The 12643-nt window shown below is 48.0% G+C and carries 14 protein-coding genes; 11 read left to right on the top strand and 3 right to left on the bottom strand.

Going from position 1 to position 12643, the window contains the following annotated elements:
* The first annotated feature begins 15 nt into the window (after positions 1-15).
* The 5 genes from NG795_RS01655 to NG795_RS01635 all read left to right on the top strand — a co-directional run bounded on the left by NG795_RS01655 (position 16) and on the right by NG795_RS01635 (position 2850).
* Positions 16-411: a DUF4168 domain-containing protein gene (locus NG795_RS01655; protein ID WP_367286930.1), complete on the top strand. Its 396-nt coding sequence runs from the start codon at positions 16-18 to the stop codon at positions 409-411.
* A 137-nt stretch (positions 412-548) separates the two neighbouring features.
* Entirely contained in the window at positions 549-1520 is a 972-nt protein-coding gene (locus NG795_RS01650) for a carbohydrate kinase family protein (RefSeq protein WP_367286929.1), read from the top strand.
* Between the two features lie 97 nt (positions 1521-1617).
* Positions 1618-2109 carry a CYTH domain-containing protein gene (locus NG795_RS01645; protein ID WP_367286928.1) on the top strand — a complete coding sequence of 164 codons (492 nt, stop codon included), beginning with the start codon at positions 1618-1620 and terminating at the stop codon, positions 2107-2109.
* A gap of 152 nt (positions 2110-2261) precedes the next feature.
* Positions 2262-2741: a pentapeptide repeat-containing protein gene (locus NG795_RS01640; RefSeq protein ID WP_367286927.1), complete on the top strand. Its 480-nt coding sequence runs from the start codon at positions 2262-2264 to the stop codon at positions 2739-2741.
* Entirely contained in the window at positions 2728-2850 is a 123-nt protein-coding gene (locus NG795_RS01635) for a hypothetical protein (RefSeq protein WP_367286926.1), read from the top strand. Before NG795_RS01640 ends, NG795_RS01635 begins: the two co-directional genes overlap by 14 nt.
* 5 nt (positions 2851-2855) lie before the next feature.
* Here the strand turns inward: NG795_RS01635 and NG795_RS01630 are convergent, their stop codons facing one another.
* Positions 2856-3740 carry a DUF5895 domain-containing protein gene (locus tag NG795_RS01630; RefSeq protein ID WP_367286925.1) on the bottom strand — a complete coding sequence of 295 codons (885 nt, stop codon included), beginning with the start codon at positions 3738-3740 and terminating at the stop codon, positions 2856-2858.
* 226 nt (positions 3741-3966) lie between these two features.
* Here NG795_RS01630 and NG795_RS01625 point away from each other — a divergent pair, with 226 nt between their 5' ends.
* Positions 3967-4887: a WD40 repeat domain-containing protein gene (locus NG795_RS01625; RefSeq protein ID WP_367286924.1), complete on the top strand. Its 921-nt coding sequence runs from the start codon at positions 3967-3969 to the stop codon at positions 4885-4887.
* A 19-nt stretch (positions 4888-4906) separates the two neighbouring features.
* Here NG795_RS01625 and NG795_RS01620 read toward each other — a convergent pair whose 3' ends face one another.
* Together NG795_RS01620 and NG795_RS01615 are read right to left on the bottom strand one after the other, a co-directional pair.
* Positions 4907-5755: a hypothetical protein gene (locus tag NG795_RS01620; protein WP_367286923.1), complete on the bottom strand. Its 849-nt coding sequence runs from the start codon at positions 5753-5755 to the stop codon at positions 4907-4909.
* A gap of 234 nt (positions 5756-5989) precedes the next feature.
* Positions 5990-6559, bottom strand: a complete 570-nt coding sequence (locus NG795_RS01615; protein WP_367286922.1) for a plasmid pRiA4b ORF-3 family protein — start codon at positions 6557-6559, stop codon at positions 5990-5992.
* Positions 6560-7034: 475 nt separating this feature from the next.
* Here NG795_RS01615 and pdxA point away from each other — a divergent pair, with 475 nt between their 5' ends.
* The 5 genes from pdxA to NG795_RS01590 all read left to right on the top strand — a co-directional run.
* On the top strand, positions 7035-8081 hold the full coding sequence (gene pdxA, locus NG795_RS01610; protein WP_367286921.1) for a 4-hydroxythreonine-4-phosphate dehydrogenase PdxA: 1047 nt from the start codon (positions 7035-7037) through the stop codon (positions 8079-8081).
* Between the two features lie 83 nt (positions 8082-8164).
* A complete protein-coding gene (locus tag NG795_RS01605; protein ID WP_367286920.1) occupies positions 8165-8377 on the top strand; it encodes a hypothetical protein in 213 nt (70 codons plus the stop codon).
* Between the two features lie 343 nt (positions 8378-8720).
* Entirely contained in the window at positions 8721-9230 is a 510-nt protein-coding gene (locus tag NG795_RS01600) for a hypothetical protein (protein ID WP_367286919.1), read from the top strand.
* A gap of 185 nt (positions 9231-9415) precedes the next feature.
* A complete protein-coding gene (locus NG795_RS01595) occupies positions 9416-11338 on the top strand; it encodes an ATP-binding protein (RefSeq protein ID WP_367286918.1) in 1923 nt (640 codons plus the stop codon).
* On the top strand, positions 11335-12643 hold a 1309-nt coding region (locus tag NG795_RS01590), incomplete at its 3' end, for a WD40 repeat domain-containing protein (RefSeq protein WP_367286917.1). The genes NG795_RS01595 and NG795_RS01590, both read left to right, overlap by 4 nt.

The following is a 12643-nucleotide window of genomic DNA, read 5'->3' as shown; positions in this document are numbered from 1 at the left end:
GTTCTTTTAGGAATAGTGATCACCTTATGGTTCGGGGGAATCGGAGGCGCGATCGCCTCGGAAACTGCTCCCGATCCCTTAACCGTCCCGGACCGCGCATCCGAGGCGACTCCCAATCGCCCAACCCTTGATACCAACACGATCCCCTCGGCGAAGGTTTCTCAGTTTGTCCGGGCTTATTTACAAGTCTTGCGTCAAATTGAGGGCCGAGAACAAGAATTGCTCTCGGCACCGACTTCCCTAGAGTCGCAACGCATCGAACGGGAAATTGAAAGCGCCTCAATCAAGGCGATCGCCCAAGCGGGATTGACGAAACAAGAGTATTTACAAATGCTTTCTCTGGCTAATATCGACCCGGAATTTGGCGAACGGATTGCTGCTGCAATTCAAGAAGCCAAAAACCAAGAATAAACCCCAACCCACTCGTTGTTACCCCCATTCTCTCCGGTTAATTTTCTTGTAGGGTCATCAATCCCTGACTTGAGAGAGATGCTCGATTTCTTGTAGGCTGTAAATTGAAGCATATATTGCCATCTAGGAGTAAAGTGATGAGTCATCCGCAAGTTTTGTGTTTGGGGGAAATTCTATTTGATTGTTTAGCCGATCGCCCGGGTCAAGCTTATGAGGAGGTTGAGTCTTGGACTCCCTATCCGGGCGGTGCACCGGCAAATGTGGCCTCTGGTTTGGTGAAATTGGGGACTCCAGCCGGATTTATTGGCTGTGTGGGACAAGATGACGCCGGGGACGAACTGGTGAATCTGCTTAAGGATATTGGCGTGGATTGTAGCGGGGTGCAGCGTCATGATACGGCCCCCACCCGCAAGGTGTATGTGGTCCGTTCTGAGGATGGCGATCGCAGTTTTGCCGGGTTCGGGAAAATTGACACCACGGAATTTGCCGATACTCGCCTGCAAGCGGATCAGTTACCCCATGAATTGTTTTTTCAGGCAGATTTTCTAGTTGTAGGCAGTTTAGAACTGGCCTTTCCTGAGTCCAGAAAAGCCGTTTTCCGCGCTTTAGATATGGCGGAACAATATGATATTAAAATTGCCATTGATATCAATCGCCGCGATATGTTCTGGTCCGACCCGAGCGAATCTAAAGAGATAATTGAATCCCTAATTAAACGGGTTGATTTTTTAAAAATTTCCGATGATGAAGCGCAATGGTTGTTTGATACGATTGATGCCGGTGCGATTAAGTATCGTCTTGGTAATGTAGAAGGGGTATTAGTCACCGCTGGAGCCAAAGACTGTACCTATTGTCTCGGGGAAAATGAAGGGGTAATCCCCAGTTTTTCAGTGGATGTGGTGGATACAACGGGGGCCGGAGATGCCTTTGTTGCCGGGTTTATTCATCAGGTTTGTATGCATGGGGTCAAATATTTAGAAGACCCGAATCAGGCAAAAGAGGTGGTCCGATATGCGATGGCAGTGGGAGCATTGACGACGACCCGACCCGGTGCGATCGCCTCTCAACCTCTTCCGACGGAAGTCACGGCTTTTCTGGCGAGTCATTAAATCAAGTCTGGCAGCCTTAACGCTGTTTCTTTCAAGACAAAGCCCGCATCTGCGGGCTAATTTAAAATAGGGTAATTAGAGGAGATCTTCTTTAAAGATGGCTATAGAAATTGAACGGAAATTTTTAGTCAAAACTCAAGGATGGCGATCGCTGGCTGTGGGAACTCCTTATCGACAAGGTTATATTGCCAATAGTCAGGGTCGCACAGTACGGGTGCGCCAGGTGGGGAATCAAGGCTATCTCACCATTAAAGGCCCATCCCAGGGCAATTCTCGGCCCGAGTTTGAGTATCCGATTCCCCTAGAAGATGCTCAATTTATGTTAGAGCATCTCTGTACTCCCCCTTTAATTGAAAAACACCGCTATAAAATCAAATTGGGCGAGTTACTCTGGGAAGTGGATGAATTTTTTGGAGAGAATCAAGGCTTAATTGTGGCCGAAGTTGAACTCACCAATGAAAATCAAGGGGTAGAATTGCCGGAGTGGATTGGTCAAGAAGTCTCTGATGACCCGCGCTACTTTAATGTTAATTTGTCTACTTATCCCTATTCTCAGTGGAGTGAAGGCAAGTCGGTGTCATCAGAATAAGACAGGACTGCGATCGCCAAGGCGTCAGGAAACCGACCGATCCATCGGGTTCTTGCGCGCGATCGGCCTAAAATGTATTGAAAACAGCTTAAAAATCTGTCAATTCCTTGTAGACTAGGGAGTTAATCAGATGGCTTTTTCAGGGATAAAACATGGACGTTAAAGAACTCATCGATCGCTATGCCGCAGGAGACCGAACTTTTTCCGAAATCGACCTCAGCAAAGCTGACTTACAACAAGTTGACCTGAGTCAGTGTAACTTGAATGGAGCCAACTTAAGTGGATGCGATCTGCGCGGTGCAAATCTCAGGCAAGTCTCTTTAGCTGAAGCAAATTTGAGTTGGGCAAATTTAGAAGGTGCTCATCTGTTGGAAGCTTCTCTGAATGGGGCGAATTTAGAAGGGGCGAATCTGAATAAGGCCCTCCTGGATGGTGCTAATCTTTTTGGGGCTAATTTTACTCGCGCTGATTTACGCGGTGCGGATTTAAAAATGGCGGATTTAACGGAAGCAGACCTCAGTTTTGCCAACCTTGACGGGGCAAATTTATGGGGCGCATATTTAACCGGGACCAAGGTTAAATATGCGATCGGGCTGCAAACGGAGAATCCCCCAGTTGATGAGTCAAAATAGGGCGATCGCCTCGGCAAATCATCCCCCCTGCGATCGCCCCAATTTCACCCTAGAGACGCCCCATTTTTGCATCTTTCCCGGGCATTTTCCGGGACCGAACCCTTCTTAATGCGCTTAATAAGGCGGTTCCGGATACTCAAACTCATCCTCATACGCATAAGCATTGCTCTCTAACGTACTCGTGGGAGTTGCCGTTTCCACCTTCGGTGTCTCAACTTTGGGAATATCTTGACCAAAGTCTTTATATTCCTCAAAAGTCTCACAAATTAAAGCGGATTCTTCCGAATTTGACGGAATCATATAATCCGCTAAATTGCTGGCGGTTGGATGCTCATAATCACTGGTACTAGCCACCCATGCTGTATTACTACCCATTCCTTTTTCTACCGCCTCAAAGGTCGGACAAAAAATGCCATGAGCATGAAACAGCGAGCCTTTTGGAGTATAGGGTTGTCTGCGAAAATCTGCATAAGCCTGTTCCAACTCCGCCGTAAATCCCGTGACTGTTCCGGCTTGTCCATAGCGATAGGCCATGCCAAAACCGGCTCCAGACGAGCCACTCAAGGTTAAACGCAGAGGAGTTTGATGGAGTAATTTTTGGTCTTGTCCCACCAAGAAAATCAGATAGCGGGTGAAGGTTTTATATTTGGGGCGAGCGGCTTTAAATGCATCATAAAAATCCGACAACCGCCCGACAATATCGCCAGTCATCCGGTCTTTTAAGCAAATTGGACCCTGGCGCACAATCAGCATTCTGGGTGTTGTCGTCATCAGTAGGGTTTCGATCGCCCCCGTACTAAATTCATGTTCCACAGGTTGCCAATTTTCATCCGGTGTAAACCCCGATGCCTTGGCTTGATCGAGTTTAATCGCTAATCCATAAGGCTTGAGTCCATCCAGATGTAATCTGGGGTTAATCATCTGACACCAAGGCAATAATTTAGATGGGGGTGCCTTAAATTTTTCATCCTCGAAATCAAAGGTCGCAGAAGGGTTCATGGTGCTTGTCATATTAATTGCTTCTAATTCAGTTTACCGGGTCTCGTGATTGTGAAAGGGTTAAGGTCTATCTTAGGGTCAACTCGCTATAGTAGAATACGGCATGAGTCAATTGGGGTTCTTGAGCCGGATCGCACCGATCCGTTGAGCAGATCTAGCATTCATCGATTGCACCCTTGAACTCGATACTCTGAAAAATTTAAGATTTTCGCGATCGCCAACGTTCATGATCAATCCCTCTCCCACCTGGACCTGTAGCCACACCCTCACCGCCCATTCTGCCGCCATCCTTGACCTGGCTTTTAGTCCCGATGGACATACCTTAGCCAGTGCCTCTCTGGATACCACCATCGTCCTCTGGAACCCCCACACCGGCGATGAAGGTCAGACCCTCCTCGGTCATACGGACTTCGTGAACGCGATCGCCTTCCGCAGTGATGGTAAAGTGCTCGTCAGTGGGTCCCTCGACCAAACCCTGCGAATCTGGTCGGTTCGCACTGGGGAGGTCACCCGGGTCCTAGAAGGTCATCGCAAACCCATCGAATCTGTCGCTATTTCCCCCGATGGTCAAACCTTAGCCAGTGGCAGTTGGGATCGCACCATTAAACTCTGGGATGCGAACACGGGTCAGGCGTTGCAAACGCTCAGAGGTCATGAAAAACCCACGGTTACTGTGGCATTTAGTCCCGATGGCAGGGCTTTAGTCAGTGGCAGTTGGGACCGTACAATCAAACTCTGGAACGTGGCGATCGGGGAAAGTTATCGCACCATTCAGGCTCATTCTAATCCGATTGAATGTGTTAAATTTAGCCCCGATGGAGAAATGTTAGCCAGCAGCAGTCTCGATTCAACGGTGAAACTTTGGCATACCCAAACTGGGGAATTAATTCATACCTTAACCGGACATACGGATGGAATTCGCTCCCTGGCTTTTAGTCCCGATGGTCGCTATTTAGGCAGTGCCAGCAGTGATAAAACCATTAAGATTTGGGCGGTAGAAACTGGGGAAGAATTGGCAACCTTGCGGGACCATTCTAGCTATGTCTTTGCGATCGCATTCAGCCCCGATGGACGCACTTTAGCCACCGGCGGTGATGATAAAACCATTAAACTCTGGCGTCTTCACCCCGCCTCCTCGCCACCCTAACCCTCAGTTCATCGGGGCTTTATTCCCTCTCTTGCTGCCGCTTAATCTGCTGTTCTCCTTCCGCCTCCAAATATTCATAATTGGGATAGTCGGTAATCGGGGCCTGGGTTTGAGCCTTGATTCCCTCTTGGGTCAATAGGGTTTTCAATCCCCCCACAACTCCAGCAACTAACGCATTATAATTCCCCACAGACTGACTGAGATTTTGGGTGTTGCGGCTGTCCCAATATCCCCCTTCATCATAAACTGATTCTAAAATTCCCAGGTCCTGGGCAATATCTAACATTTGAATAACCAATCCGTGACATTTCAGAAAGTTTTTCATTCCTCCATATTCCGGATTGCTGGCATACTGGGTTTTGCAAAAATTCGACCAAGACCAATGGGTTAAATTTGTGGGTATAGTACGAATTTCTACTTTGGTCTCATCTATTTTCCCAGTTCTTTTTTCCTCAAGTTTTATTTTAAAATCCTCCCAACCCCAGGGTTTTATCTCATTCGGGTCTGCACCGGGTTCAGGTTTTCTGAGTTTAATTTCCGTCGTTTCCGGAAACAATGCCAGTCCAAAATTAGCAGATTCGCATCCCTTTCCCGGTAATACAGTAAAGGCAATCAACTGTACTGGATCTACAAAAAAGTAGGAGTTTTCGTATTCTATCCCCCGGGCTGCCTCTAATTGTAAAAACCGATGCAGTTCGTCCATTTTATTTCGCTGATCTCGGCAGGGTTCCGCGACTAATTCCACGACTTCACTCACCTTTTCAAAGGGTAAGTTAATCGCCGCTTTGTGCAAGGCGTGGATTTTTTCCCGGGCCAGTTCAATGGAGTTTGAGCCTAAATCAAAATCATAACTGATAGTTAGCCCCATAATGCTAAGTCCTGATTGATAAAAAGGTCAAGGGTCCTCAATCTGATTTGTTAATTGTAGGCGATCGCCCTCTATTTTGCCCAATCCCCGAGGACTTATCTCTGTTCCCTTTCCTCTGAGGTCATCTGACTCCTTCTCCCTTCTCCCACAGCACAATTGTCAGGGTATCTTAAATTTACCCTGACAAGACGGCGAGAGAGATTGTCGAGTCTATTTCCCCAACCTTAAGCGGATTTATCGAATCGCTTTAAGCTGTCGATTCACTTCCTCAATATCGAATACCTCGGGGTCAAAATCTTCCTTCACCCATTCTCGGGTTTCTGCATAGTCTGGATCTTCAGGATTTTTGAGGATTTCTAACACCTCGGCATACCCGCGAATGCCGCCACATTCTTCAGGAGGACAAGCGCGATCTCCTGCCACACACCGGGGATAATGTACCCCAGGCGTCGGTTCCAGAATTTTTTCCACAGTAATGTGATGCAACCAACTATCATCTAAGTTATATTCATAGATAAAGCTGGCATTTTCTTCCGGCACTAATTCATCTAGTCTCGCCCTGCGCTCAGTTTTCATTTCTAAGCCATATTCCGGGTGAGATTGACCGTAACAAGTTCCATCAATGGTGAATTGATGCAAATGGGTATTTCCCCATCCCATCACCACTTGCAAAATCCGCTGGAGTTTATACAGGGTAATGTGACTGCGAACCTGAATTTCGCGCCAAATCAGAGGTTCACTTTCTTTGATGGTGACTTTTAACTGATAAATTGACTCATGCTCGTTGGGTTTTGTCTGGTTCATGGCGATCCAACCGGGTTAACTTTTATTTAGGCATCGTTTGCGTGCTGTTAACCGATAATCATAAAGAGCCGTCGCTCTAAAACGTTAAAATAGCAACAAACACTTGTCCTCTAATATATTATCATGGTCATCCCATCAGACTTCATTCAAATTGTTAAGTTTTAAGAAATCAACCGACTGACCAAACAGGTTGAGAAATATTAGCAACTGGGCTGCGTGCCAAAACAACTCCCCATTAGTACCCACTCAGGGCCAGGAACCCAAAACCCGCAGGCTAAAGCCTGGGGCTACACGAACAAAGCCTGCCTTCGCAGGCTAAAGAGTACAATAGATTTTTAATACCAAAATCTGGTTGTAAACAGTCGGTTTTATGGATTAGCCTGCGAAGGCAGGCTTCGCCTGTGTAGCCCCAGGCTTTAGCCTGCGGGTTGTAACGAAGATATGCCTGGATCTGCGATCGCCTACCCGCACCCTCATGGAAACCCAACCCTCAACCCTCAACCGTCCCCATCTCGCCGTCACCCTCGGAGACCCTGCCGGAATTGGTCCGGAAGTCATCCTCAAAGCCCTAGCAGACCCCGAAATCGCCCAAAATTGTCAAATCACCCTCGTCGGCAGTCGGAAACTGCTGCAACAGTGCTATCAACAACTCAAATCACAAACCGCGATCGCCGATCCTGAACAGTTTCCCATCCTAGATATTGACCTTAACCAGGAGGCGATCGCCCTCGGGACCGGCAATGCTGCCAGTGGTGCCGCCAGTTTTGCTTATATGCAAGCGGCGATCGCCCGAACCCTTGCCGGAGACTTCCAGGCGATCGTCACCGGACCCATCGCCAAAACCGGCTGGAAAGCTGCGGGACATCCCTATCCCGGACAAACCGAACTCCTCGCCGAAAGCGCCCAAATCAAACGCTTCGGAATGCTATTCGTCGCCAAATCCCCCCACAGCCACTGGACCCTCCGCACCCTCCTCGCCACCACCCACATCCCCCTACGCCAAGTCCCCGACGCCCTCACCCCGGAACTTCTCACCTGGAAATTAGACCTCTTAATCGAATGCCTGCGCCAAGATTTCGGCATCCAAACCCCCCACATCGCCATCTCCGGACTCAACCCTCACAGTGGAGAAAACGGACAACTTGGAACCGAAGAAAAAGACTGGTTAATTCCCTGGATTAAACAACAACAAACCCTCCATCCTCAAGCCACAATTGATGGACCAATTCCCCCAGATACCCTCTGGGTAAAACCGGGCCAAGCTTGGTTTGGAACCGCTACAAATGCCCATGATGCATATCTCGCCCTCTACCACGATCAAGGCTTAATTCCCGTCAAATTAATGGCCTTCGATAAAGCCGTCAACACCACCATCGGCCTCCCCTTCATCCGCACCTCCCCCGACCACGGCACCGCCTTCGATATCGCCGGACAAGGCATCGCCGATTGCGCTAGTATGGAATCGGCGTTGCAGTTAGCCGCTGAGTTAGCAAGTCAGCGAGGAGCTGCGCGTCACTTGTAAACTATATCGAAGGAGTGATGTACATTTCTTATGGCACTAAACACCCTTTCAACCAAGCTAAAGAGCTTGGTCAGTAACTTTACGTGGATGAAAAAATAATGGCCCCTAAAAGAGACAAAAAGCAAATTGACGATATTGGCAGGAAATTTAGGATGAACAGAGACGAGAGAAAAGACTTTGGAGACTTTATTGAGGCTGAAAAAAAGGCCGGATGTGGAGGCAGCAAGGATCGCGGGGATTTTACCTGGGAAGAATTGATAGAAAAAGCTCGTGAGTTCTTTGGGGAACCCAGCTAGCCTGATAAGCTCCTAATCATTAAAAAAGAAAAATTAAACCAAAAATCCCTCAAATCTCAAACAAATACCCAAAAACTGTTATTGATAAGAAACCTTATGTGTCGTAAATTATTAGGAGAAAATTGCTGATGAAGTATTTTTTTAATTCTACTTGAGGTTAAAACCTTTACCTTCACAAAATAGTACGGATGGGGTAAATCTCAAAAATTACCCCATTCTTAAACAGATGAAAACAGTATTCCGTCATTTGAAGCATCAACAATATTATAATAGTAAGTTGTTGAGTAAGACTATTTTATCAAAATACAAAGTTATTTCATCAAATTGACTGAAAGAGGAAAGTATGACAGTAGATACAATTCAAAAAATCACGGTAGATGCAGACCTTAGTGAACTGAAACCGATTATTCGTAGCATTATTGGTCAAACCTGTTGGGCAGCGCGTTTAAGCTATGGGGATGAACTAACCCTGGATATCGGAGGGAAAATTCCTTATAAGCAGAAAGTAATGGCGGGTAAATACAAAGGAGAATGGATATTAGGGACAAGGGGTTCTGAGTGGAGTCTGGAATCCGCTAGTGGTATCATTACCAGTACAGCAGAACCCGCAGAAGTGTTTAAGGAGAAAGTGAAGGTTATTGAAGGCACGACTATCACGGATGTTGAAACGAACTATCCTGATTTAGTGCTGATTGTGGGATTCACTAATGGCTATCAGTTGAAAGTGTTTCCCGACTTAGAGGATGATTTTGACTTGTCCTATTGGGAGTTATTTACCCCTAATAATCGGCTGGTGACACTGGAACCTGGAGGAATCTGGACTAACCGGCGATCGGATGTCCCGATGACTTGAAAAAGTTCTTCCTAATTCCAAGACATCAATCAACCGGGTTTCTTTCGACAATCTTGGTGATGTAGCAAAAGTTATGCACCAAACCCGGTTTCTGGGTGGGTTGCCAAGGGTACAATAAAACAGCAGATAGCCTGTTGTAGTCGCAACTTCCACTTTGCCCACCCTTAATACCCCTTGCCTTCCTTATGGTGCTTCAGATTATTAAAGAACATAAGCTACTCTTAGGAGTAACCGCCTTCCTCTCCATCGGGTCCGTGGTAGCCGGTGGCGCAACGGCAATCCCCCTGTTAGCAGAGTTTGCTTCACCCCTACTCAATAGCATGGCGGCTACCAAATTACTCGATTTGGCTAAAAAACTGCGGGATAGTTCCCAAGTTTTAACCAATGAAGATTTACCCAAAGCGGCAGGAAGGGCGATCGCCTTGGGAATTCTCCATATCTCCCAAGAAGACAAATATCGCGATATTGCCCCGGTATTAAAGAGTTTAGCCCAGGAAACGGAACAATACTGGCTCCAAATTGAGCGCGATCGCCAGAGTCCCGGGGACTATCTCCCCATTCGAGAACCCCAGTTGCGCTATGTTTTCGCCGCTAATGCTGCTGAAACGGCGATCGCCACTCTGGATTTAGAGAGTTGGCAAAAGCTGATTACCTGGTTGATGGAACAACACCAACCCCATTTACCGGCAGAGGTTAGCGAATACCAAGATGCGATCGATGCCATTAGTCAACATCTCCATCAACGGTTTTCCCATAACCTGCGGGAAGTCTTGAAACAAGATGCCCGGGAAGGGGGACCGGCGTTTAGTGGGATGGTGTTGGATTTACTCCGGGATAATCTCGCCCAAACCCACCAACAGGCGCTCAAACAACAAGATATCATCCAGATTTTAACCCACTTAGAGACCGGCATCCGAGACGAACTGGGCCAACTGCGGGGAACTTTACAGCAGTATTTTGACCTCACCAAACCCCGCTTACCGATTCCTCAAGAATGTGAAACCCTGATTGCTGAGAAAATCCAAGATTTTGTCGGGCGCAAATATGTATTTGCCGCGATTCGGGACTTTTTGCACAAGAACCCCAAGGGCTATTTTATCCTGGAAGCTGACCCAGGAGTAGGGAAAAGTGCCATTCTCGCCAAATTAGTCGAGGTATGGCAAGGGCGCTGTCTCACTCATTTTAATATTCAAGCCCAAGGGATAATTAAGCCGCAACAATTCCTAGAAAATATTTGCAGACAACTGATTGAGGGCTATCACCTGGATTATCCTCAGTTGCCAGAAAAGACCACAGAAGATGGCAATGTGTTAGCCCGATTGTTGGGGGAAGCGAGTAAAACCTTACCCCCAGGACAAAAATTAATTGTGGTGGTGGATGCCTTAGATGAGGTGGATGCCTCCAGCCAAACCCCGGGCAGTAATCTCCTCTATTTACCCGATACCCTACCGGATCAGGTCTATTTTATCCTCTCCAAACGCCCGAAACAACTAACCCTGCCCCTGTGTGACTATGAAACCACCTTTGATTTAATGCAGTATCCCGCAGAAAGTGCGCGGGATGCCCGTCACTACGCCGAGAAACGCTGGCAGCAGAGTCCCCAGATTCAGGACTGGGTGACATCGCGCCACTCCACCCCAGAGCAGTTTTTTACGGAACTGGTGGCGAAAAGTGAAAATAATTTTATGTATTTGCGCTATGTCTTGAATGACATTGACAAGGGACTGTATGAGAGTGAAACCCTGGACAGTTTGCCCTTCGGGTTGAAACGGTATTATCAAAAACATTGGCGATTGATGGGGATGAATACCGACCCGTTACCGATTGATAAAATTCGCATCATTTATGTTCTCTCAGAATCTCCAGAACCTGTTTCCCGCCCGTTATTAGCGGAGTTGGCGGGCCTCTCAAAATCTCGCGTGCGTTCAGTTTTGGAAGAATGGGAGCAGTTTTTGCGCTTTCAAACGATTGAGAGAGAAAAGTGCTACAGCGTTTATCATGCGTCGTTCAGCGACTTTCTCAATGAGCAAGCGGAAGATTCAGGGATTGATTTAGAAGATATTAACCGGCGCATGGGTGACAATCTAGCCGATGGTGCGCCCCTATGACGACAAAATTAGGAGCTTGGATTCAGCAACAGTCCTCTCAAAAACGGCTGTATATACTACGCAACCAAATCCGTCTATGGGCAAAGGGAAAACAGGTGCAGCGGATGAAAGCCTGGTTAACGGATTGGGGCTTTTTGGAACAGAAGTTAGGCGCAGTGGGAATCACGGCCCTGATTGATGATTATGATTTACTCTTGCCGTTGCTGCCAGCAGAGGAGCAACCGGGGTTAAAACGGATTCAAGGGGCGCTACGGCTGTCGGCTCATGTGCTGGCAGAGGATAATAGCCAGTTAGCAGGGCAGTTGTTGGGGCGGTTGTTGTCATTTTCTGACCCAGAGATTCTAACCCTCCTGCAACAAGCGAAACAATGGCGAGGAAAACCCTGGTTTCGACCCCTGACGGCTCATCTCACTCCCCCAGGAGGACCCCTGCTTCGCACCTTCTCCGGGCATAGTGACGGGGTAAATGCAGTGGCCATCACACCTGACGGTAAACAAGCAGTTTCCGCATCCAATGATAAAACCCTGAAACTGTGGGATTTGGCCACCGGGTCGGAACTAGCGACCCTCATAGGGCATAGTAACGATGTAAATGCAGTCGCCATCACACCTTCGGGCAAACAAGCGGTTTCCGCATCCAGAGATTACACCCTGAAACTGTGGGATTTGGCCACCGGGTTGGAACTGGCCACCTTCACTGGGCATAGTGGGTCGGTAAATGCAGTCGCCATCACACCTTCAGGCAAACAAGCAGTTTCCGCATCCAATGATAACACCCTGAAACTGTGGGATTTGGCCACCGGGTCGGAACTAGCCACCCTCACCGGGCATAGTGACTCGGTAATGGCAGTTGCAATCACCCCCAACGGTAAACAAGCAGTTTCCGCATCCAATGATAACACCCTGAAACTGTGGGATTTGGCCACCGGGTCGGAACTGGCCACCCTCACCGGGCATCGTTCCACGGTAAACGCAGTCGCCATTACCCCAGACGGCAAACAAGCGGTTTCTGCATCCAATGATGACACCCTCAAACTGTGGGATGTGGCCACCGGGTCGGAACTGGCCACCCTCACTGGCCATAGTGGGCCGGTAAATGCAGTCGCCATCACACCTTCGGGTAACCAAGCGGTTTCCGCATCCTGGGATGAAACCTTGAAACTGTGGGATTTGACCACCGGGTCGGAACTGGCCACCCTCACGGGGCATAGTAGCTGGGTATATGCAGTCGCCATCACACCTTGGGGGAAACAAGCGGTTTCCGCATCTAGGGATAAAACCCTGAAACTGTGGGATTTGGCCACCG

Source organism: Laspinema palackyanum D2c, from assembly GCF_025370875.1.
GTDB classification, from domain to species: Bacteria; Cyanobacteriota; Cyanobacteriia; order Cyanobacteriales; family Laspinemataceae; genus Laspinema; species Laspinema palackyanum.
The sequence above is the reverse complement of the archived record's forward strand: the minus strand, read 5'-3'. Positions and strand labels throughout refer to the sequence as shown.

Bases quoted from the DNA above. Each gene is read 5' to 3' on its own strand.
- NG795_RS01650 (WP_367286929.1), top strand. From the start codon at position 549: ATGAGTCATCCGCAAGTTTTGTGTTTGGGGGAAATTCTATTTGATTGT.
- NG795_RS01645 (WP_367286928.1), top strand. From the start codon at position 1,618: ATGGCTATAGAAATTGAACGGAAATTTTTAGTCAAAACTCAAGGATGG.
- NG795_RS01640 (WP_367286927.1), top strand. From the start codon at position 2,262: ATGGACGTTAAAGAACTCATCGATCGCTATGCCGCAGGAGACCGAACT.
- NG795_RS01635 (WP_367286926.1), top strand. From the start codon at position 2,728: ATGAGTCAAAATAGGGCGATCGCCTCGGCAAATCATCCCCCCTGCGAT.
- NG795_RS01630 (WP_367286925.1), bottom strand. From the start codon at position 3,740: ATGAACCCTTCTGCGACCTTTGATTTCGAGGATGAAAAATTTAAGGCA.
- NG795_RS01625 (WP_367286924.1), top strand. From the start codon at position 3,967: ATGATCAATCCCTCTCCCACCTGGACCTGTAGCCACACCCTCACCGCC.
- NG795_RS01620 (WP_367286923.1), bottom strand. From the start codon at position 5,755: ATGGGGCTAACTATCAGTTATGATTTTGATTTAGGCTCAAACTCCATT.
- NG795_RS01615 (WP_367286922.1), bottom strand. From the start codon at position 6,559: ATGAACCAGACAAAACCCAACGAGCATGAGTCAATTTATCAGTTAAAA.
- pdxA (WP_367286921.1), top strand. From the start codon at position 7,035: ATGGAAACCCAACCCTCAACCCTCAACCGTCCCCATCTCGCCGTCACC.
- NG795_RS01600 (WP_367286919.1), top strand. From the start codon at position 8,721: ATGACAGTAGATACAATTCAAAAAATCACGGTAGATGCAGACCTTAGT.
- NG795_RS01595 (WP_367286918.1), top strand. From the start codon at position 9,416: ATGGTGCTTCAGATTATTAAAGAACATAAGCTACTCTTAGGAGTAACC.